This is a genomic window from Leptospira kemamanensis, from assembly GCF_004769665.1.
Taxonomy (GTDB): Bacteria; Spirochaetota; Leptospiria; order Leptospirales; family Leptospiraceae; genus Leptospira_A; species Leptospira_A kemamanensis.
Window position 1 is genome coordinate 135,615 of record NZ_RQGG01000007.1, and the last position, 16,294, is coordinate 151,908.

At 39.6% G+C, this 16,294-nt stretch carries 14 protein-coding genes; 9 read left to right on the plus strand and 5 right to left on the minus strand.

The features are described 5' to 3' along the window. Nucleotides 1-2: 2 nt before the first annotated feature. Nucleotides 3-1,070 carry an MraY family glycosyltransferase gene (locus EHQ59_RS01855; protein ID WP_135617446.1) on the minus strand — a complete coding sequence of 356 codons (1,068 nt, stop codon included), beginning with the start codon at nt 1,068-1,070 and terminating at the stop codon, nt 3-5. Nucleotides 1,071-1,147: 77 nt separating this feature from the next. On the opposite strand from EHQ59_RS01855, the gene dapA reads away from it, so the two are divergent. The 4 genes from dapA to EHQ59_RS01875 are packed head-to-tail and all read left to right on the plus strand — an operon-like array spanning nt 1,148 to nt 4,703. Then, nucleotides 1,148-2,032, plus strand: coding sequence for a 4-hydroxy-tetrahydrodipicolinate synthase (gene dapA, locus EHQ59_RS01860; protein WP_135617447.1), 885 nt, complete (start codon nt 1,148-1,150; stop codon nt 2,030-2,032). Then, nucleotides 2,025-2,828: a 4-hydroxy-tetrahydrodipicolinate reductase gene (dapB, locus tag EHQ59_RS01865; protein WP_135617448.1), complete on the plus strand. Its 804-nt coding sequence runs from the start codon at nt 2,025-2,027 to the stop codon at nt 2,826-2,828. Before dapA ends, dapB begins: the two co-directional genes overlap by 8 nt. 1 nt (nt 2,829) lies before the next feature. After that, a complete protein-coding gene (gene cdaA, locus EHQ59_RS01870) occupies nt 2,830-3,660 on the plus strand; it encodes a diadenylate cyclase CdaA (RefSeq protein WP_135617449.1) in 831 nt (276 codons plus the stop codon). Beyond that, nucleotides 3,657-4,703, plus strand: coding sequence for a CdaR family protein (locus EHQ59_RS01875; protein WP_135617450.1), 1,047 nt, complete (start codon nt 3,657-3,659; stop codon nt 4,701-4,703). The genes cdaA and EHQ59_RS01875 overlap by 4 nt, the downstream gene beginning before the upstream one ends. 89 nt (nt 4,704-4,792) lie before the next feature. Here the strand turns inward: EHQ59_RS01875 and EHQ59_RS01880 are convergent, their stop codons facing one another. Next, nucleotides 4,793-5,689, minus strand: coding sequence for an alpha/beta fold hydrolase (locus EHQ59_RS01880; protein ID WP_135617451.1), 897 nt, complete (start codon nt 5,687-5,689; stop codon nt 4,793-4,795). Nucleotides 5,690-5,766: 77 nt separating this feature from the next. Between EHQ59_RS01880 and EHQ59_RS01885 the strand changes: the two genes are divergently transcribed. Further along, nucleotides 5,767-8,328, plus strand: coding sequence for an adenylate/guanylate cyclase domain-containing protein (locus tag EHQ59_RS01885; protein ID WP_135617452.1), 2,562 nt, complete (start codon nt 5,767-5,769; stop codon nt 8,326-8,328). 27 nt (nt 8,329-8,355) lie between these two features. Here the strand turns inward: EHQ59_RS01885 and fliF are convergent, their stop codons facing one another. After that, nucleotides 8,356-10,056 (minus strand): flagellar basal-body MS-ring/collar protein FliF, encoded by a 1,701-nt coding sequence (gene fliF / locus EHQ59_RS01890; protein ID WP_135617453.1) that lies wholly within the window; start codon nt 10,054-10,056, stop codon nt 8,356-8,358. A gap of 247 nt (nt 10,057-10,303) precedes the next feature. Here fliF and EHQ59_RS01895 point away from each other — a divergent pair, with 247 nt between their 5' ends. Beyond that, nucleotides 10,304-10,519 (plus strand): DUF2191 domain-containing protein, encoded by a 216-nt coding sequence (locus EHQ59_RS01895; protein ID WP_135617591.1) that lies wholly within the window; start codon nt 10,304-10,306, stop codon nt 10,517-10,519. Continuing rightward, complete coding sequence (locus EHQ59_RS01900; RefSeq protein WP_135617454.1) at nt 10,516-10,896, plus strand: PIN domain-containing protein; 381 nt, start codon at nt 10,516-10,518, stop codon at nt 10,894-10,896. Before EHQ59_RS01895 ends, EHQ59_RS01900 begins: the two co-directional genes overlap by 4 nt. A gap of 54 nt (nt 10,897-10,950) precedes the next feature. On the opposite strand, the gene EHQ59_RS01905 is transcribed toward EHQ59_RS01900, so the two are convergent. Next, the gene (locus tag EHQ59_RS01905) at nt 10,951-12,417 is read right to left on the minus strand and encodes an aspartate aminotransferase family protein (RefSeq protein WP_135617455.1); all 1,467 of its coding nucleotides are present in this window, start codon (nt 12,415-12,417) and stop codon (nt 10,951-10,953) included. A 163-nt stretch (nt 12,418-12,580) separates the two neighbouring features. Between EHQ59_RS01905 and EHQ59_RS01910 the strand changes: the two genes are divergently transcribed. Then, nucleotides 12,581-13,234 (plus strand): TetR/AcrR family transcriptional regulator, encoded by a 654-nt coding sequence (locus EHQ59_RS01910; protein ID WP_135617456.1) that lies wholly within the window; start codon nt 12,581-12,583, stop codon nt 13,232-13,234. Here the strand turns inward: EHQ59_RS01910 and EHQ59_RS01915 are convergent. Continuing rightward, complete coding sequence (locus EHQ59_RS01915) at nt 13,231-14,436, minus strand: MFS transporter (protein WP_135617457.1); 1,206 nt, start codon at nt 14,434-14,436, stop codon at nt 13,231-13,233. The genes EHQ59_RS01910 and EHQ59_RS01915 overlap by 4 nt on opposite strands. A gap of 250 nt (nt 14,437-14,686) precedes the next feature. On the opposite strand from EHQ59_RS01915, the gene EHQ59_RS01920 reads away from it, so the two are divergent. Further along, nucleotides 14,687-16,285: a xylulokinase gene (locus tag EHQ59_RS01920; protein WP_135617592.1), complete on the plus strand. Its 1,599-nt coding sequence runs from the start codon at nt 14,687-14,689 to the stop codon at nt 16,283-16,285. Nucleotides 16,286-16,294: the final 9 nt, after the last annotated feature.

Genomic DNA, 16,294 nt, shown 5'->3' on the forward strand with positions numbered 1-16,294 from the left:
CTTTAGGCAAGGTTTTTTCGAGAGGTCCAAACCCAAACGCAACCATATAGAAATAGGGAACTCAAAAACACAATGGAAAAGGTTCCCATTTTCCCCCATTCCCCTTGTTGCAAAAAAAAGTGTAATAAGAGAACCAAAAGGTTGAGGATTGAAAATACAAAAAGAGAACCCACTTTTCCCAGTTTGGTTTCTGTCAGTTTTTGGTAGAGGTGTTCTCTATGGGCTTGGAAGAGGTGTTTTTTTTCCAAGAAACGTTTACAGAGGATTGTGACTCCATCTATCCAAAAGAACGGGAAAAGATAAAAATAATCTGTGAGATCCCAAATCTCTGCATTTTTCTGGTTCACGTTTTCATTTAACAAAGGAAGTATGAAGACAAAAAAACCTAGTGCAAGTGATCCACTATCTCCCATAAACAATTTTGCTTTTGGAAAATTATAAAAGATAAATCCAAACATGGAAAGAAATAAAATACCGTATAAACTGTACCCGGCATGTGGCTTCGAATAAAATTCGGGTAAAGTAAGGCTTACAGAAAAAAAGCAAATGGCAAAGGTCGAAACAAGGTACCAATCCATTCCATCCATAAAATTGACTAAGTTAATTCCAAAAACTAAAAAGACAGTGAGAAAACCAATCTGAATGTACGAAGGGAAATTTCCTAAACCAAAAACGCCTATATTTGGTGTAATCCCCCACAAACAACAAAAAACAAATCCTAATTCTAAAACCAATCTTAACTTAGGTGTTAGATGGTATACATCATCAATAAAACCTAAAATTGAAAATACCAAAACACCAACTAACAAAATATAAAGATCATTTACGTTTGAAGGAAAAAAACTTGTCGAACTGGAATCAAATAATTCGAGGTAAAAATGAAAAACGAGCGTGGAGGAGAGAAAAAGGGGGATAAAAAACATCCCTCCTGATTTTTTTGTGACCGTATCGTGCAAACTCCTTTCATTTGGCACATCTTTCACACCAAATCGTGAATACACATAAATCGAGTGTAAAAATAGGCTGAAACCACCCAAAATCAGGTAAGAAATAGGAAAAAAAGCAGGCATTTTCGCAAAGTTTCTCAATACGGGGACTTTTGGCAGTTTTTTATTGCAAAAATCAGTCCCTCCTCGATGTTTAATTTATGTTTCAGGGCGTCTACACCGCGGTCATCACCCCTTTCCGCCAGGGGAAAATCGATTATGATAGTTACTTTAAAATCCTAGAGAACCAGATTCGCTCTGGAGTCGCAGGTGTCGTTCCTTGTGGGACAACGGGGGAATCTCCAACGTTATCGTATGAAGAACATAAGGAACTCATCCAAAAAACCGTTCAGATTGTAGCGGGTAAAATCCAAGTGATTGCAGGGACAGGTTCCAATTCCACAAAAGAGGCCATCGAGCTCACTGAGTCGGCTTGTGCGGACGGAGTGGACGGAATTCTTTCCGTCAATCCATACTACAACAAACCAACCCAAGAAGGAATGTTCCAACACTTCACAGCGATTGCCAATGTATCTTCTAAACCAGTGATGTTGTATAATATCCCTGGTCGCACCAATGTGAATTTATTACCAGAGACTGTCAGTCGTTTGGCGGCTCATCCCAAAATTGCAGCAATCAAAGAAGCTACTGGAGATTTGGGTCAGATGGCAAAAGTGATCTCCCAATGTCCGTCCGACTTCGATTTGTTATCTGGTGATGACAATTTAACTTTACCAGTACTTTCTATTGGTGGGAAAGGTGTGGTTTCGGTTGTATCGAATTTGTTTCCAAGAGCATGTGTGGATATGGTGTCTTTATACTTACGTGGAGACTTAGAAGCTTCCAAAAAAATCTACTACAAACTTCTTCCGGTATTTGTGAACGCCTTTATCGAAACGAATCCAATCCCCATCAAAGCAGCGATGAGTTGGTTTGGATATTGCAGTAACGAACTTAGATTGCCTATGACAGCTTTGTCTGAAGGCCAAGCTTCCGAGTCCTTCAAAAAAATTGTATTCCAGTTAAAAGAGGAAGGCATTGTCTAAAATCAAAGTAGGTGTTATCGGCGCTGGTGGAAGGATGGGGAAAGCCATCATCCAAGTCCTTGCTCTTTCTAAAAAATCAGAGTTAAGTGCTGCAGTTGTAAGAGACGGTGCCATTTATACAGGTTTTGATTCTGGAAACCATGCGGGTATCAAAGAAACTGGAATTCTATTATCTTCCAACTTACAAAAAGCATGTGAAGATTCAGAAGTTCTAATTGATTTTAGCACTCACACTGGATTTGAATCGATCTTAAATGCCGCCTTACAAAACCACAAACCTTTAGTGATTGGAACCACGGGACTTACTGATTCTGATAAGGCTCTTATTCAGTCGGCTTCTCAAACCATACCAATTGTATTTTCTCCCAACATGTCAGTTGGTGTGAATTTACTCTTTAAACTCACGGAAATTGCTGCCAAAGTTTTACACGAAGATTTTGATATTGAAGTATTAGATATCCACCACCGACACAAAAAAGATGCACCGTCAGGGACTGCGATGTATTTAAAAGAAGTGTTACTTGCTGCAAGCAAACGTAGTGAAGATAATGTGATTTACGGCCGCCATGGAATGTATCCTGAACGCGACCAAAAAGAAATCGCCATGCACACGATGAGAGCAGGTGAGGTTGTTGGGGAACATACTGTTTATTTTTTTAGTCCAGAAGAAAGGATTGAAATCACCCATAGAGCACAAGACCGCAAAACATTTGCTAGCGGTGCTGTGAAAGCCGCTGAATTTTTACATGGCAAATCAAAAGGTTTGTACAATATGTTTGATGTTTTAGGAATATAAATTGGATTTTTTTCGAGGATTATACATCATTCCATGGAGTAAAAATTATATCTCCATCAGTTTAGATGTACTCATCGTCGCATTTTTAATTTATAAAACCTATACAACTCTACGTAGAACGAGAGGGATCCAACTTTTATTTGGTGTTGGAATCATTTGGATTTCAGGAAGTTTAGCGGAATACTTAGGTTTTGAATTACTTGAGTGGATCTTAACCAATATCAGGCCTGCTTTGGTTTTTGCGATCATTGTACTTTTACAACCTGAATTACGCCGCCTTACTGGTGATTTAGCACGGATTCGACTTCTACGACTGTTTTTTTTAAAACCGACATTCGACTTAGATCCCATTGTAGAAGCTGTTCGGGCCATGTCCCAAGAAAAAATTGGATCCATCATCGTCCTTGTGAAAGACATTAGCCTAAAAGATATTTCAGAAAACGCAGTGCCTATGGATTCCATTGTCACCTCTGAAATTTTACAAACCATCTTCTTTAAAAATTCACCTCTACACGATGGTGCTGTCATCATTGAACAAAATCGAATTGTTTGTGCTGCGTCTTATTTGCCTATGAGTAGTTCTGTTGAAATCTCCACCTTAGGCGCAAGGCATAGATCTGCACTTGGTCTTTCGGAAGAGACAGATTCAATCATCATTGTTACCTCGGAAGAAACAGGGGACATCACCATCTGTTACGAAGGTGAGATGATCCATCCAGTAAAACCATTGGAGTTAAAAGCTCTTGTGAGTGGACTTATGTCAGGGAATAAAAAGGTAAAAGACGAATCACAAAGAAAATCCAAAGACAAAGATTCCGGAGTCATTATATGATTTTGAAATTATTTGGAAAAATGGTTCGAAATTGGAAAGCTAAACTCATTTCTCTGATCATTGCGAGTATCTTTTACGTAAATTTACAAAACTCGAAAGTTTTGATTAAAACTGTTAACGTTCCGATCGACTATCCAAAGTTATCTGGTAATTTAAGTTATTCCAAAAATCCTGAAAAAACAATTCCTGTCCGTGTAGAAGGACTGAAAGATGTTGTGAATTATTACTCACAATTTATGAAAGCAGTCATCGATCCTGAAGATGTCCAATTGGGTGTTACTGAAGTTCCGATCAAAAAAATTGTAGGTGTTCCAAGCGGAGTAAAAGTCACCAAACTGAGAAAAACGGTGCCTGTTGAAATTGAATCCAGGGGTCTAAAAATTGTTCCGATAGAAGTAGTTTTTGAAGGAAATCCTCCACCAAACTTTGAAAAGTTGACTCAAATCCTAAGTCCTCAAAAGATTACCCTCAGTGGCAAACCACAAGATTTAGAAAAAATAAGTAAGGTAGTTTTACCAGAAATCTCCCTTTTGGATCGCAAAGAACCCTTTGCCAAAACGGTCAAAATTCCCGATTTACCAAAGGGGGTGAGTGTTCTTGGATCTCGAGATGTAACTGTGAATGTGAATATCATTCCCCTCTCTTATAAAACAGGAGAACAAACAGCAGCAGGGATTCCTATCGTTTGTTCTGGTTTAGATCCAAAACTAGATGTGGAACTTTCGGAAGAACAAGTGGCAATAAGGTATTTTTCGATCAAACCAATTCGTTCAGCACAAATCCTAACAGGTATTACAGCACAAGTTCCTTGTAATTATATCTTTGATCCCATCAAAAATAAAATCATTCCCGAATTACAACCACAAGTCGCAAAAGTTCGAATCATCAAAAACAAAGATTTAAAAGGGATCGAAATTTTACAAATCAGTCCTGAAAAAATTGAAATTCGATACAAAGTGAAAGATCAAGGAATTGATACAGATCCAGTGGATGATGGGACTGGAATGGAAGGACCAGGGCCTGATCCTTCCGATCGTTCTTAATAAAACTCTTTCTTTTCTTTTAATGTTTCGAATCAAAAGAGTCTCTTTTTGTGAAACAAATAACTAGTGTTAGTTTGGATTTAAGTCAGTTACTTTAAAAATTCGTAAATTTCTTTAAAACTTTCTTCTGGATTTTCCCACATGGGATAGTGACCGATCTTTGGCCAACGGATCAGTTTTTTGTTTTTGATAGGGAGTTTCTCGATTTCGTCTGCCAAATGGCTTCCACTCACTGGGTCTTCTCCACCATTGATGAATAAAAGTGGAACTTCCGTATTTAAGAGAGCATTTTTCCATCTCTCACCATGTAATCTTCTTTCTGCGATGTACTTCAAAAGTTTATGAGGGATAAGGATTTTGTTAGGGTATGTGATGAGTTTCCATAAAACTGAAATCTCTTTTTCTGTTGGTTTTGTATCTTTTCCAAAAACATCACTGAATGCGACTCCAAATTTTTTTTCATCATAAAACTTCGCCAAAATTGCACCTAATATGGGTGTGGCGAGAAGTTTTTGTTTTAATGTTGGTCTGTGTAGATGAGGAAATAGACCTCCGTTAAAAAATACAGCACCATCAATTTCATATTTGCGTTCTGTACGTTCTAAGTGACGTGCAAGGATTTCTTGACCCACACTCACTGCATAATCATGGAATACAAATTTTACACGTTTGAGGGCATTTTTTTCGATAAAGGATTCAATGATATCCGTTTGTTCCATTAAAGTATATTTGTGTTTAATTGGTTTTGATGAATAACCGAAACCTAAAAAATCGATGGCGATTGTATGAAAGTATCTGGTGAGACCATTGAAGATTTTTGAATAATCCCAAGAGGAAGTAGGGAAGCCGTGTAACAAGATCAAGTTTTGACCTCGGCCTTCTTGGATGTAAAAGATTTGGAATTTTTTATATTCAAAAAATTTGCCAGCGGCCAACCATTCTGTAGCGTTCTTTTTTGGGAAATTTAGATCTAACATATCCGACATAGCACAACAAATCGAGAAGTGAGTCAAATAGAAGAATTTACTATTTTCTCAATATTTCAAAGCCGATGATATAAAAGATGGATTCATATTCTCTTATCTATTTTGTAAAACCGGAGGGAGCCATCTCTGATTGGGAATATTTTTGGTACCAAATTCCATATGGTGCCCCTGGAATTCTCACCTTTGTTGTTGGTTTATTTTTAAGTTATTTTGCCTTCCAAAAGTATCGCAACTCAAAAGAAGATGATGGATTTTTTCATCTGAACTTGACCATCTCCTTTATCAGTTTTGGTTGTGTAGGTCTAGTTTTAACCACAAGAGCATGGATACAAGATGTGCATACGCTTGTTATGTGGAATGATTTGTTGTACTTCCTTGTCGCACCACTAGCTCCGACAGCCTTTTATCTTGCCTACCATATGACTGGGAAACAAAGTAAATTGTTATTATATTATTCCTATGTATGTTGGTTTGCGAGTTTTGTTTTGTATTTGGGAGTAATTCTTGGTAAAGGTTTTGAAACAACTGTTTTCGAATTCCCATTTGGTAAATATCCACGGGGAAGTGCCTTTGTAAGGCCATGGGGAATCCTTGCCCCACTGGGATATTTTTTACTGATCCTTCCTTCCTTCATCAAACATTACCAATACATTCGAAAACATTATCACTTAACACTTTTCCATGGAGTGAATTTGTTGTTTTTACTCACCACTTTAAATGCACCCAGCATTTTAGGATTCAAAGTGTATCCAGGTGGATTCTTTTTATTCATCCCAATGTTACTTGTTGCCTATGGGGTATTTCGATCTGATTTTTTTGACGTAAACGAACTTTTGTTTCAAAAAAATGGGATGTTTTATTTCCTATTTGCTCTACTTTCCTTTGTTTTGATTTTTATTTCATTTGGAGTGTCCTTTGGTCTCTCGCCAAACGCATATGAATCGGCTAAATGGTATCCATGGGGGATTCCTCCCGTATTGTCTGTGTTTGGTGCTGTATTTTTGTCGATCATAGTCGCAGGTGCCAATCCTTCTGCGAGAATCAATCAACTTTGTGCTTTTGCCCTCATTCTCACTGGGTTTTACGTGATTCAATCGGTTCCACTCAAACTCAATATTTCCTATGTGGTGCAACTTCGAATTTCGCAAATGACTTTTGTGGCGTTTGCGTTTGCACCAAGTATTATGGTGCGTCTTGTCTTTGAAGCCATTGGACAAAAATCACCTGTGTGGTTAAAGGGGATCGATATTCTTTGTCTTAGTGCAGCGATTTTAGCACCGTCTCCTTATTTGTTTGTGGGTTATTATGATTATCCATGGTCACGCGTACATCATGGTGGTCCTGCCGAACTTCTTGTTGGAACTAATGGAGCGATTGCACTACTATTAGTTTTGTTTACCTTCCTTCGGAACAAAGGGTATATCAACTTTGCATCCAAGTGGATCATTGGATCTTTTTTGTTATCCGCTCTATTACTTTTAGCAGCCTTACTCCCAAGTCATGGAATTCCGATTTATCCCATTGCAGATTTCCAATTCATTCCTGCAATTCTACTCGGTTATGCGGTACTCAGACATGGTGCCTTGTCTTTGGAAGGACGTACCATCCAACTGAGTCAACGTTTGGCAAACCTTGGTCTTATCACTATGGCTATTGCTGCGATTTTGTATTTCCCATTGATACGAGAACAATATGGAGTGGGGGAGTCTGCTTTCCATCTCACTATGATTGTTTTGCCTCTCGTTCTTTTTAATTATTTGGTTGTCTACATCATGTCGAGGCCACTTGCCGAAGAACTCGATATCAGTTATTTTTTGTTAGATTTAGAAAAACAAAAGGCAGATGAAGAGAGAGAAAAGGCACTCATTGCGCAAGATAAAGCAGAAGAAGCACGCGAAGAATCTGAAAAACTTTTATTAAACATCTTACCTTACAAAGTTGCACAAGAACTGAAATCAAAGGGAAGTGTAAATCCAGTTCGTTTTGATAATGCTACTGTATTATTCACAGACTTCAAAGGTTTTACGAAAGTAGCAGAAGGGATGGATGAACAAAGTCTTATTGAGGAACTCGATGCTTGTTTCACACAATTTGATGAAATCATCCTTCGTAATAATTTGGAAAAATTAAAAACCATTGGAGACAGTTATATGTGTGCCGGTGGTTTACCTGTGGAAAACAGAACCAATGCCATTGACGCTTGTTTGGCGGCACTCGAAATTCAAAGTTTTATGAACCAACTCAAGGAAATTAAAACTGCTTTAAACCTGCCCTTTTGGGAATTACGATTGGGAATCCACACGGGTCCTGTTGTCGCAGGGGTTGTGGGTCGGTTTAAGTTTGCTTATGACATTTGGGGTGATACCGTGAACACTGCATCCCGTATGGAGTCTGGTGGGGAAACTGGAAAAATCAATGTCTCTAAAGAAACCTATGAACTTGTGAAGTATTTTTTTGAAACAGAATACCGAGGGAAAATCCATGGGAAAAACAAAGGGGACTTGGATATGTACTTCGTCCACCGCCTAAGGCCTCGTTATTCGCAAGACCCAGACGGTAAGGCACCTAACCAATACTTCCGAGAAGTGTATGCTCGGATTTCTCGTGGTGCCAATATTCGTTGGAAAAAAGAATCCTAACGATTGCTAACTAAAAGTTGATCCAACTTACGTTTGTTCTTCTTCCGCAAGCCAAGTGCGGAGTAACTGCGCCACGTCTTCTGGTTTTTCTTTTGCCAAATTGATTGCGTTTTCGAGAAGTTCTCGCCTGAGTTTTTCGTCGAGGGAGAGTTCGACCTCTGCTCCCCCTTCGTCCATCACACGGAGAGCAGCTTCTCTCATCATTTGTTGTTGAGCAGCAAGTTCTTCTTCTCTGAGTCTTCTTCTTCTTGCGATTTCTTTTTTGATCGCACGATACACTAAAATGGCAAGGATGAGTAAGATGAGAATCACAAGGGATGCAATCACCATATTTCGTATCGCACGTTGTCGTTGGAATTCTTCATCTTCAGCGCGGAATTGTTCTGTTCTATCTTTGGGGATCGTGATGACACTGATTTGGTCACCACGGGATCTAGTGTAACCAATGGCTGCTTCTAAGTTTTTACGAATGAGTTTTAAGTCTTGTTCGGCGACAGGAATGTACTTACGATCATAACCCATCCCATCTTCTCGTTCTTTACGTTCCCAAACTCCATCCACAACCACAGACAAACCAATCTTTTCGATTTTCCAAGGTTGGCGTTTGATGTCTTTCACACGTTTGTTGAATTCGTAGTTATTGATATTTTCGTCTTTGGAATACTCAGCTTTTTGGTAGTCTGTATCTTTGTATCCAGGAGGAAGGTTTGGTTCTGTTCCCGCAGGTCCATCAGGAGTAAAACCTCTACCTTTAAAAGATTCTTTTGTTTCTTTGGAAGATACTTTTAAGGAATAACCATCAACAAGCTTTCGTTCGTTATATGGTGTATCAGGGTTATCTTCTTCGGCAACAACAGGTAATACTTCGTTTTCTGTTAAGGATTCTTGGTCCCAGTTAAAAGAATATTCAAATCGAGTGATGTCCACTCGGTCTTCTCCACCTAAATACCAACGTAAAGTATTTCGAATATCGATGAGACGTTTGACACGTTCTTCTTCTTCGATCCTTAGTTTCTCTTGGACAATCCGTAATTCTAATCTTTCTTTTTCTAAGTCTTCTTCAAAATCAGAAATGATTTTTCCATCTGGATCGGCAACACTTACGTTTTCTGGTTTGAGTTTGGGAACAGCTCTTGCAACTAAGTTCACAATCCCTTTGATTTCTTTTTTGCTAATGCCTTCCACACCTGGTCGGAAGTGTAAAATGACACTGGCTTTAACAGGATAGGAGTTGGATTCAAACAAATCCCCTTCTGGGATCGCAATGTTGACATCTGCTTTCTCAATCGGGCGTAAGGTGTTAAGCGACTTTTCAATCGCACCCTTTAGCGCTCTGTATTTTTTAATGTCTTTGTCAAATTGTGTTTCGGTGAATTTTTCAATATCAAAGAGTTCCCAACCAGTCACACCTGCTGGGATCAAATTCTCTTGAGCAAGTTTGGTTACAATTTCTTGCCTTTGATCGGGATCCACTGTGATGAGGCTTGTATCACTAGAACCATAGGAATAGCCAAGGGCATCTAATTTTTTTGTGACCTCTGAGAAGTCTTTGGAATCCAAGTCTTTGAAGAGAACCACTCGGTTCCTTTGGGAGGACACATTGGAGAGGATGATGACGGCCACCACTACCACTGCAAGCACCCCAGCCAAAATCATTTTTTTGGTTTTGTCGAGTTTGTTGAATAACTCTTTTAGATTATCGATGATCTTTTGCAGTGGTTCAGGCATAGTTCGGGCCTCGTCGAGATTTGAGACATAATGCCACGAATTCCCCGAATTGTACAAGTACTTTTCGGGGGGAGAGGGAAATTGCAAGGGGATGAATCTGAATTTGCGTAGGAGTTTGTGGAGTTCCAATTCCTGGGTTCCATTATTTGAAACGTTAGTTCGTAAGCTAAGGTGGTATAGATAAATCCTCCATGGGAAGGAAAATTAATTTTTGACGAATCGGACCTATTATCGTATACTCTATCGTATGAAGGTAACTGCAATTCTTCCTGATGATTTAATCACTGACGTTCAAAAATACACTCAAGGTAAAAATATTACAGATTCCTTGCAAAAGGCACTTTCTGAGTGGGTCAAACTTGCAAAGGTAAAAAAGCTGAATGAAAAATTGAAAAAAAAACCACTGAGCTTTTCTGAAGATTTTTCGGCCGAAACAATTAGAAAATTGAATCGTTCACAATGATTTTAGTAGATACATCGGTTTGGATCGAATTTTTTCGGGGGAAGGAACCTTTTTTATCTGAATTGATCACTTTGATTGAAGCATCTGAAGTGTTTGCTCATGAAGTTGTATTTGGCGAAATTTTACAAGGATGTAAAAATAAGACGGAACTCGAGTTTGTATTAGAGTATTGGGAAAGTTTAAATCGGATTGTATCCAATGGTTCCTTTATCAATGCAGGATCCCTTTCATTTGAAAAAAAACACTTTGAACATGGAATTGGATTGGTTGATTCAATCTTAATATATGAAACCAAAATGAGAAATTGTAAACTTTGGACACTCGATAAAAAGATACTTAAAGTCTTGGATGTTTCCTATATTTACCATAGGCAGTAATTGCTGCGCAATACAGCAATTACATGATGTGCTTCGGAAATTTACTTAAGTTCCTTACACCCCTTCCACTTTTTGAAACACTCGGTCAAACCGTTTGAGTGCATCATCAATTACCGCGTCCGTATCAGCAGCACTTGTATATAACCTGCTTCCTGCAAGAGTCACAAGTCCTTCCGACATATAAGCGGCTCCCATTTCTTCCATCGCATGTTTTCGTTTGTGGGCTTCCGCAATGGTTTTTTTAATGGTCCAAAACTTTTTGATATTGATATCGAGTAACATTGTACCTACGGTCTCTAGGTGACAGATCGACCCTTGGTTGAAGGCAACAAAGGGAAGATTGTATTTTTGGATGAGTTTTTGTAATCCTTTCGTCAGTCTATCTCCAGCCCTTCCAGATGTTTCACAGGCTTTGGTTTTTTCCATTTCACAAAGTGTGAAGTATCCTGCAAGGGAACTGAGTGGATTTGCCGCCATCGTTCCACCGATTAACGCCTTTTTGGTGCCAGTTTGTAATCCTGCCGATACATATTTCATATATTCTTTTTTACCACCAAGACCACCAGCAGAAGGATAACCACCCGCGACAACCTTTCCAAATACAGTGAGATCAGGATCCACACCATAATACCCTTGTGCTCCACTTAAACCAATTCGAAATGCGGTTACCACTTCATCAAAGATAAGAAGGGCACCGTATTTGTTACAAAGTTCTCTGACACCTTTGTTGAAATCTTTATCAAGAGGTCTTGTTCCACTTTCAGGCCCAACTGGTTCGATGAGAACAGCAGCGGTTCCACCAAAAAAACGATTCCGTTTGAGAACGGATTCGAGTGAGTTCAGATCATTCGGATAAAATTCTTGTGTGTATTTGAAAATAGATCTTGGAACCCCATTGGCTTCAAAATGCCTTGTGCCAGGGATACGAAGGCCATAGGCAAGTTGGTCACTCCATCCATGGTAAGCACCACCCATCTTCACAATGTTTTTCTTTTTCGTAGCAAGCCTTGCGACTCGGATAGAAGCCATACATGCTTCTGTACCAGAACCTAACATGCGAAACATTTCCACAGAAGGAACAAGTTCGACAATTTTTTCGGCGAGTTTGTATTCGTATTCATGGAAAAGTCCAGTGACTGGCCCTGTGGAATCTAATAGTTCGATTACTTTTTTACGAACACTTGTAGGGTTACTGCCGAGGACTGTGGGTCCACCTGCTTGTAAAAAGTCGATGTATTTGTTTCCGTCTAAATCATATAAATAGGCTCCAGCTGCTTTTGTGAACACAAGGGGAAAAGGAAAATTAAAAGACAAGTTGTGTTGGACCCCACCTGGGATGTATTCCGAAGCCTTTGTGATCATGGCTTTGGACTTACTGCATTTTTTTTCAAAGTAGTTCTGAATGATGTTTTCCATTTCGTTTTTGCGAATGGAACGGATCGGTAGGGAAATTAATTTCCGTAAGTCTTTGTAAACTTGGTCTACATTGGGGTATTCATTGATGGAAAAGCCTGTGGCCATACGATGTTTCCTCGTCCGTGTTCTTTTACTTGACAATGAGTGAGTCATCACTCATTGTCAAGAAGGAAATGGAAAATCTAGAAAGTTTCTGAGATTCTTTGGGAATTACGATCAATTTCCTTGAGAAATCCAGCCTTTTTTCATTTATAGGACAGGGATGGGTATGGCAGACACAAAACATTTTAACGAGAGTTTCGAACGGATTTCGGAAGAAAAACGGAATCGAATTTTATCCATCGCCATCTCTGAGTTTGCCAACCGTGGTTTCACAAGCGCTAATACCAATACCATTGCACAGAAAGCTGGAATCAGCGTCGGTTCCCTATACAAATACTTTGAAACCAAAGAGGATTTTTTCCTCACTGTTGTTGATTATGGGATCACCCAATTAGAAAAAACATTAGAAACTGTTTTGTCCATGGATTTGGATTTTTTTGGCAAAGTAGAAAAAATTGTACGGATCATCCAAAGCCATTCTCGGATGAACCAAGACATCATTCGATTGTATAACGAAATGACAACAGAAAGTAATTATGAACTCATCACGCGTTTGTCAGGTGAGCTCGAATCTTTATCCGCAAAATGTTATATTGAGATGATCAGTTCCGCAAAAAAAGAGGGAACCATTGCCAGTGATGTAGATAGTAACCTATCTGCCTTTTTACTCGATAATCTTTTTATGACCTTACAGTTTTCTTACGCCACCGTATATTACAAAGAACGGATGAAAATTTATTTGGGTGATGATGTATTTGAAGATGATGAAGCAGTTGTAAATTCAGTCATGAAATTTATACGGCGTGCCTTAGGTGGTTAGGGTTCCATAAACGGACTTTCCTTGAGTCGGAATACGAGTGCTAACGTCACGACAGTTAACGCAAGTAACACATATAAAAACGATACCATTCCAAAAAAATTAAGCCCTAAGATAAATACAATCCCTGATACTTGGCCCACAAGGAGTAGTAACCCTTGTGAGGTGGACTCTGGAGCAGGGGATGTGATCTCTGCACAGTATTGGAATCCAATGGGTGCACCGATCCCCAGTAAAAAAAATCCAATCACAATCGATCCAATGAGTAAGGGGATAAATCCTTGGAATAAAACAAAAACAGAGAGTCCAAATAAAAAACCAACCATCGCGATGACTAAAAATAGTTTTCGTTTTTGGAATTTGTCAGAGAGGGGAGGAATCAAAATACCACCTAGGATCCCTGCGATGAGCATCACACCACCCACAAGCCCTGATTCTTCTGTATTTAATCCTTTGATTTCACAAATCTGATCAATGCAAGTACTCACGGCATTAAACACTCCGAGTCCAATCAGAAACAAAAATAGAATTTTTTTCATGTCCACTTGTTTCCATAAAAAACGGATTCCCTCGAGAAAGCTGAGTTCATGGTCTTCGCCGTGTGTACTTGGTGAGGTGGGAGGTTTTTCTTTTACGAGGAGTAAAAAAAGAATCGCACTCCCCATGGAAACAAACCCATACACCATCATCACTTCTGGGATCGTGTTTCCACTGTGTAAGAGGATAGGGGTGAGGATCATGACAAGAATGATTCCGAGGAACTGTGCGAGTGTTCCCAAGGCGACGGATGTGGCTCGTTCGTGGATAGGAAACCATAACACACTGATTTTGGTAACAGCATTGAGAAGGAATGGTTGGGCAATGGCAAGACCTAACTGACAAACTAGGACAACAGAATACTCTGCGGCATACAACCCTTTGAGAAGCCCACAAACACCTGTTAGGATCGCACCAAATCCAACACCAATTTTGATTCCATAGGTATCAATCACATACGAGGCAGGAATGGCGATGAAAACGAAAACAGCTAAAAACACTAAGGACAATAGATCAATTTGCAACGGAGTCACTTGGTAAAACTCTTTTGCTTCCCTGGCAATCGGAGCAAAAGACAACCACTGCAAACAAATCGTCGCTGTGATCACAATGTAGGAAAATAATACCACCCAACGATATCCATAAACTTTCACAGGCATTTGGTTCATAGTGGTGACTCCCATCCTTCTCTTAGAAACTGCAATTCCATCGGATCCCTTTTGTCGCCCGCTTTGTCCTCTTTTCAGAAAAGAACGAGGGGAATCAAAAATCGATTGCCAACGGAGCTGATCCTAATCAATCCTTGTGAGTGATCACTCACTTTTTTCCTATTGGGAGAGAAAAATGCCAAATTTAGGCAAAGAAAACCCAATTCAGGAGAAAATGGGAAGTTTCGATTGCCGAGGCGAAGGAGATTCTATGGATTCAGATTGTATTTTGGCCTATGACATTGGCACCACTGGGGTCAAAACCTGCCTCTTTCGGGTGACAACTACCCTCAGTTTGCTTGCTTCTGCCACAAAAGAATACCCGATCCAATTATTGCCAAATGGTGGTGCCGAACAAAATCCTGAGGACTTTTGGGAAGCGATGCGAGATACAACAAAATATGTGTTAAGCGAATCTAAGCTTTCCAAAGAGAACATCCATGGAATTTCATTTTGTTCTCAAATGCAAGGTCTTGTGCTTGCGGACGAATCCTTTCGTCCTGTTCGAAATGTGATGAGTTATATGGACCAAAGAGCCACAAAAGAAATGAAGGAAGGAATTGAACATGGTATTAAAATCGAAGGCATCAACGCATTTAAACTTCTCGTATCCCTCTGGATCACGGGAGCAGTGGCCGCGAGTGTAAAAGATCCAATTTGGAAATACAAATGGGTGGAAAGAAACGAACCAGATAACTTTAGTAAGGTGAGATGGTGGTTTGATGTCAAAGAATACTTAATTGCTAAGTGCACAAACAAAGCTGTGATGACTAGGGATTCTGCCTTTGCTACATTTTTATACAATTCAAGAAAAGGCAAAGGAATTTGGAGTCCACTGTTATGTAAATTATTCGGAATTCGCAGAGAACACTTACCAGAACTCATCAATGCGGAAGAAAAAGTGGGAGGACTCACAAAGGAAGCAGCTGAGTTTTTAGGACTAAAGGCCGATACACCTGTGTTTGGTGGTGGTGGAGATGCCTCACTCATCGGCGTGGGTGCGGGAGCAGTGTCAGAGGGAGACACACATATTTATGCAGGAACATCTGGATGGATTGGCACAGTCACCAAAAAGAGAACCGTTGATATCAATGCGAGGATTGCTTCCATTGTGGGTGCGAGAGTTGGATATTATAATTATTTTGGAGAACAAGAAACCTCTGGCAAATGTTTGCAATGGGTCAAAGACCATTTGGCACTAGATGAAATTGATTTGTACTTAGAGAAAAAGAAAATCACGGATGGGCCCGATGCTGTTTACGCGAGTTTATTTGAGTTTATGTTTGATTCCATCAAAGACACCGAACCTGGTTCGCAAGGTGTGATCTTTACTCCTTGGTTACATGGAAACCGTTGTCCTTTTGAAGACCCAAAAGCACGAGGCATCTTTTTTAATATCAGCTTACATACGGGAAAACGAGTTTTGATTCGAGCTGTGATTGAAGGAATTCTTTTTCACAAACGATGGATCTTAGAATTATCCAATGCCAAAGTTCCCACTTCGAACTCCATTCGTTTTGTAGGGGGAGTGGCTCGTTCGAGCTTCATCTGTCAAATGTTAGCTGACATCACAGGGAAAACCATCGAACGGGTGGTCCATGCGGAAAATGTGGGAGCCATGGGAGCCGCTGCCATAGCAGCACTAGGACTTGGAAACATCAAAGAATACGAGGACATCAAACAAATGATTCCAGTAGACCAAACATGGATTCCCAACCCCAAGCTAAAAGCCATCTATGATCGAAACTTTTCTGTCTTTCAAAAACTCTATCAAAGTAACAAAGAACATTTTGCGACCTTAAATTCTTAAACTCTAAAA